The sequence below is a fragment of the Pseudoalteromonas sp. MER144-MNA-CIBAN-0113 genome, assembly GCF_040308965.1.
In the GTDB taxonomy this organism is placed as follows: domain Bacteria; phylum Pseudomonadota; class Gammaproteobacteria; order Enterobacterales; family Alteromonadaceae; genus Pseudoalteromonas; species Pseudoalteromonas tetraodonis.
In genome coordinates, this window is sequence record NZ_JBEOOG010000122.1 from 1 (window position 1) to 5,592 (window position 5,592).

Sequence of the window (5,592 nt, forward strand, 5' to 3'; positions counted from 1 at the left end):
TAAGCCACACCTTAATTTAACTGACGTAGAGCTCAACGCACTAGTTATCGCTTAAGCAGATCTCAGGTTAATTAAGCTTGTGTAAAAAAGCAAATAAAAACGCAGCCTTAGCTGCGTTTTTTGTTAGCCTACTGTTTAGGGTAATCAATCCTAAATACCACAGTGTATAAAACCGGCACTACAATTAGCGTCAGTATGGTGGCAAACCCTAAGCCAAACATAATGGTGACCGCCATCGACTGAAAAAATACATCGAATAGTAATGGGATCATGCCAAGTATTGTCGTGATAGCGGCCATGGCTACAGGGCGCACACGGCTTACGCCTGAGTCAAACACTGCTTGATATGGCGATTTACCTTCACTCAGTTCTAAGTTTATTTGATCAACCAGTACAATGCCGTTTTTAATTAGCATGCCGCTTAAGCTTAATAAGCCCAGTAGCGCCATAAAGCTAAACGGCGCATTCATCACTATTAAGCCTGCACTAACACCAATAATAGCCAGCGGTACAGTTGCCCAAATAACCAAAGGTTTTTTCACTGAGTTAAACAGTAATACTGTTACTGCAAACATTGCTAAATAGCCCAGTGGTAACGAGCCAAAAATAGCCTTTTTCGCTTTGCTTGATGATTCGAACTCGCCGCCCCATTGCATTTCATAGCCACGGGGTAAATCAATTGCTTCAACCTCAGCGCGAACCCGAGCAAATAATTTTGCAGGCGTTTCATCACCCAAAACATCATGATCTGCCATCACAGTAATGGTGCGTTTACGATCGCGACGCATAATTAAGCTGTCTTCCCACTCAACAATAAATTCATCAACCACTTGGGTAACCGGCACAAACACGCGTAAAACAGGGCTATAAATTTGTAAATCGTGAACACTGTCTACATTTAAACGCTCGCTTGCCGGTGAACGGGCAATAATAGGCAATAATTGCGTACCATCACGATATACACCTACTTGCTTACCCGACAGGCTCGTTAACAGAACTTGGTCAAGATCAAATTTGGTGATCCCTAAACGGCGCGCTTTTTGTTCATTAAATTGCGGACGAATCATTTTAGTGCGTGCACGCCAATCATCTCGAATGTTAAAGGCACCGTCGTCTTTAGCGATAATCTCTTTAGCCTGTGATGAAAGCTGTCTTAAAACAACCGGATCGGGGCCTGAGAACCGCGCTTCTATTTTGGCATCAGTTGAGGGGCCAATCTCCATTGGTTTTACTTTTAACTTTGCTGACAGTGGATGTTGCTTTGCGTAATCGCGCACTTTTTGCATGACTTTTGCGACGGCTTCACGATTGGTGACACGAATAATTAACTGTCCATAAGCAGGGTAGGATTTTTCAGGCGCGTAAGTCAGCATAAAACGCGGCGCACCTTGGCCAACCGTACTGGTGATTTCTGTGACCAGTTCATTCTTTTGTAAATAAGCTTCTAGCTGCTTAATGCCCTCAAGGGTTGCGCGAATATCAGCGCCTTGATCTTGCCAGTAATCGACATAAAACATCGGGGTATTCGAGGCTGGAAAAAATGATTGCTTCACAGCACCAAAACCCACTACAGCGCTGCATAAAAGAGCAACCATAAGGACTAAGGTTGTTTTTCTAAAGCGCATAGCTAAATTTAATATCGCTTTATAACCATTGAATATGATGCCTTGGTAAGGGTCTTCATGCTCTTGATTATGTTCGTGTTTAAATTCGGTTTCTTTAAACATCAAGTGGGCAAAAAACGGCGTGAGCGTAATTGCGGTGATCCAGCTCAAGAGCAAAGAAATAAACAGCACCCAAAATAAGCTACCAGCAAATTCACCACTGGCATCTGAGCTTAAACCAATCGGTGCGAAAGCGGTTATGGCAATAACTGTTGCGCCAAGTAGTGGCCACTTAGTTTGATCGACAATATTAACTGCCGCTTTAAGCTTTGTTTGTCCGCGCTTGAGGTTGATGAGAATACCTTCGGTCACAACAATGGCGTTATCGACCAGCATACCTAGTGCAATAATTAGCGCACCTAATGATATACGTTGTAAGTCAATCGCAAACAGCTTCATAAATATAAATGTGCCTAATACGGTCAGTAATAATATACCGCCGATTAAAACCCCACTTTTAAAGCCCATAAAAATAAGTAGTACTACAATAACTATTGCAATGGCCTCTATTAAACTAACAATAAAGCCATCTACCGACTGCTCTACTTCTTTAGGTTGGTTATACACTGAGCTAATATCAATACCATGCGGGCGTTGATACTCAAGAGATGCTAAGTGCTCATCTATGTGTTTACCCACATCAACAACATTGACCCCAGACATAAACGACACACCAATAAGCAGAGCCTGTTGTTGATTGTAATGAATCACATTGGTCGGTACTTCAGCATATTCACGGTAAACCTTTGCAACATCGCCTAGATAAATGAGTTCGCTGGCACCTGATTTTGAAATTAGTAAGGTTTCAAGTTCTTTTACATCTTTAAATTCACCAGTAGGGTGCAAGCGAATAGACTCATCACCCACGCGAATACGTCCAGCGTTAGATACGGTGTTTTGTGATTGCAGTAAATCATAAATATGACTAGGCGCAATACCGAGTTGGGCAAGCTTTTGCGTCGATACCTCAACCATTACTTGTGGCTGCTGTTGTCCCGCAATTGTAACTTTACTCACTCCTTTGACTAAAACAAGTTCTCGTTTTAAATAATCAACATAGTCTTTTAATTCATCATACGAGTAGCCATCGCCCGTGACGGCAAACATAACGCCGTAAACATCGGCAAAATCATCAATCACATTACTGGGGTAAACACCACTTGGCAGCGACGGGCTAAGGTCGTTAATTTTACGACGCATTTCATCCCATATTTGTCTAAGCTCTTGTTTACGATAGGTGCTTTTCATTTCTACGGTAATTTGTGATTTACCATTGGATGAAATAGAGGTGACATAATCAACATAAGGGAGCTGTTGAATGGCATTTTCAATCGGAAATGTGACTTCTTCTTCTACTTGCTGTGGAGAGGCGCCCGGGTATAAAGTGATCACCATGGCTTTTTTTAAAGTGAATTCAGGGTCTTCCAGCTGGCCTAAATCAAAATAAGACACACTGCCGCCAATTAACAGCAACAGCGTAAACATCCAGCTAATGACCTTTTTCTCAATAGATAGTTGCGCAAAGCCCATAATTATAAGCCTCGCTCTTTATTCCAAGGGCGAACAGACATGCCCTCTTGTAAAGAGTGAACACCAGCAGAGACAATTTGTTGGCCTTCTTTTACGCCGCTAAGAACTTCAATAGTGTCGTGATGCAATTGGCCCACTTGTACTGCTTGTTTATGCACAGTGCCAGTTTGCTGATTAAAAACCCACACATAGGCATTATCGCTTAGGCTTTTATTAGGATCTGAAAATACCGACTCAATAGGTAAAATAGTGTAGGGGGTTTGTGAGCGTGTAACTTTGCTCAAATCTATCATCACTTGTCCCGACATACCCGCAAGTAAGTTAAAATCTTCTGGCACCGGTAATGAAAACACCACTTTATAGGTGAGTGTTGCAGGATCGGCTTGGGTATCCCATTCTTTAAGCGTGAGTTTGTATTGCTTGTCGTGATAGCCATCAAATTCAACCATAGGTTGATATTGGGTATCTTTTTGAATACGTGCCACGATTTTTTCAGGAACCTGTATTGCTACATCCATAAAATCACGGGTTTCTAAGCGCAAAACATTTTGTTTTGCTTGAATACTTTCAAAGTTTTTTACAAACACTTTGGCTACTATGCCAGCAAAAGGAGCACGAAGTTCACTGTACTCTAAATTTGTTTCTGCAATTTTAAACGCTGACTCAGCGACTTGTTCATTGGCAACCGCTTGATCAAGCTCGGATTGACTGGTGATATTTTTATCAAATAGTTGTTTAATACGTTTTAGCTGCGACTTAGCCAGTTCATAGCGCGCTTTGCGCTCATTATATTGTAATTGAAAATCTTCAGGGTCTAATTTCGCCAATAGTTGCCCTTTTTTTACCTGCTCACCGGCTAATACAGGAAATTCAACCAACTCACCATTGACCCTAAAAGCCAGGTACGAGCCCTGGTTTGCAACGACTTCCGCAGGAAAACTGCGTATGTTTGTTTGCGAATCATGACCAATACTAAATAATTTAACAGGGCGAATCGGCTCTTCTTTAACTATTTTCTCTGGCTCCGAGCAGCCTATTAAACTTAGTAATGTCGCAGATAGTAAACATAAGCGAAACAGTGGCATGATATCTCCATGATAAAAAAAGGCTAAATAAGTCAGTGCAGCATACGCTGCAAACATATAAAATAAAATTCATTAAATTTTAGAAACTCAATAAGTTTTACTTATAATGTGCTGGGCTGACTATGAAACTTAATCAATTACAAATTTTAGATGCTATTGTGCAAAGTGCGAGCTTAAGTGGCGCTGCATTAAAGCTACATAAAACTCAGCCTGCATTGACACTGGCGATTAAAAACTTAGAAGCGAAATTAGGTTTTGATCTACTCGACCGTTCTAAATACCGATTACAACTTACCGAAAAAGGACGTATTTTTCATCGTGAAGCTAAACAGCTTTTAAACGCGAATGAGCAGCTTACACAGCTTGCAACCGAGCTGGCGCTGGGGAATGAAGCGCAATATAGAGTTTGCTATGAGCAAATTTGTCATGTGCAAAGTTATAACGAGATCATAAGTAATACTTTTAAGCATTTTTCTAGTACAGAATTTCGTTTAACCAGTGGTAAACGGTTTGTATCTTTAGAGCAAGTGAATACCGGCCAAGCCGAGCTTGGGATTGGCCCATGGTTTGATTTATTTCATGCCACCGGCGATTTAGAAAGCTTACCGATAGGCAAGCTAGATATAGGTATTGTTGGCGCAAAAGGGATTTTACCTAAGCAGCTTACCTACGATGAGTTACAACTTTACCCGTGTTTAGCGATGTTTGAAAGTGGCTTGAGCATAGACAGCGACAGGCTGTCTTATTCTAAAGGGGCTGCGGTGATGAAAATAGATGACATATCTACCCTAAAGTCGTTTTTATTGTCAGGTGCAGGATGGGCAATGATGAGCTTAGGCCACTGTAAAAAAGAAATTGCCGCGGGCTCATTACAGCAAATAATAGTAACAGACAGAGAGCATCAGTTTAGCGCGCAAATTCGTGCTTTTCGTCAACATGCTATGCACCATGGTCCTGTTGCCCGTAAAATTTGGCAGCAATTTGAATTACTCAGTCAGGAGTACTTAAACAATAATGGACGTTAATAAAGAAACGGTTATTTATACTATTATTGCGAGTATACCCTCAGGGTGTGTTGCCAGTTATGGCCAAGTAGCGGCGCTTGCAGGGTATCCTAATAATGCTAGGTTGGTAGGTCGTTTATTAAAAAAGATGCCTAAAGACTCTACTATTCCATGGCATAGAGTGGTTAACAGCCAAGGTAAAATAGCGTTTCCCGAAGGAAGTGATAAATACTGCGTATTCTCATGCATCGCGATCACCTAATACTATCTAAGCCGATCACCTAATACCATCCATCAAGATCACTCAAT

At 41.4% G+C, this 5,592-nt stretch carries 3 protein-coding genes and 1 pseudogene; 2 read left to right on the forward strand and 2 right to left on the reverse strand.

Annotated features, from left to right (window positions below):
• Window positions 1–128: 128 nt before the first annotated feature.
• A complete protein-coding gene (locus AAEY57_RS18525; protein ID WP_036954831.1) occupies window positions 129–3,194 on the reverse strand; it encodes an efflux RND transporter permease subunit in 3,066 nt (1,021 codons plus the stop codon).
• 2 nt (window positions 3,195–3,196) lie between these two features.
• Window positions 3,197–4,279 (reverse strand): efflux RND transporter periplasmic adaptor subunit, encoded by a 1,083-nt coding sequence (locus tag AAEY57_RS18530; RefSeq protein WP_013463246.1) that lies wholly within the window; start codon window positions 4,277–4,279, stop codon window positions 3,197–3,199.
• Window positions 4,280–4,401: 122 nt separating this feature from the next.
• Here AAEY57_RS18530 and AAEY57_RS18535 point away from each other — a divergent pair, with 122 nt between their 5' ends.
• Window positions 4,402–5,304, forward strand: coding sequence for a LysR family transcriptional regulator (locus AAEY57_RS18535; protein WP_024600876.1), 903 nt, complete (start codon window positions 4,402–4,404; stop codon window positions 5,302–5,304).
• Window positions 5,294–5,515, forward strand: a pseudogene (locus tag AAEY57_RS18540) (MGMT family protein); the annotation flags it as partial. The gene AAEY57_RS18535 and the pseudogene AAEY57_RS18540, both read left to right, overlap by 11 nt.
• Between the last annotated feature and the right edge of the window lie 77 nt (window positions 5,516–5,592).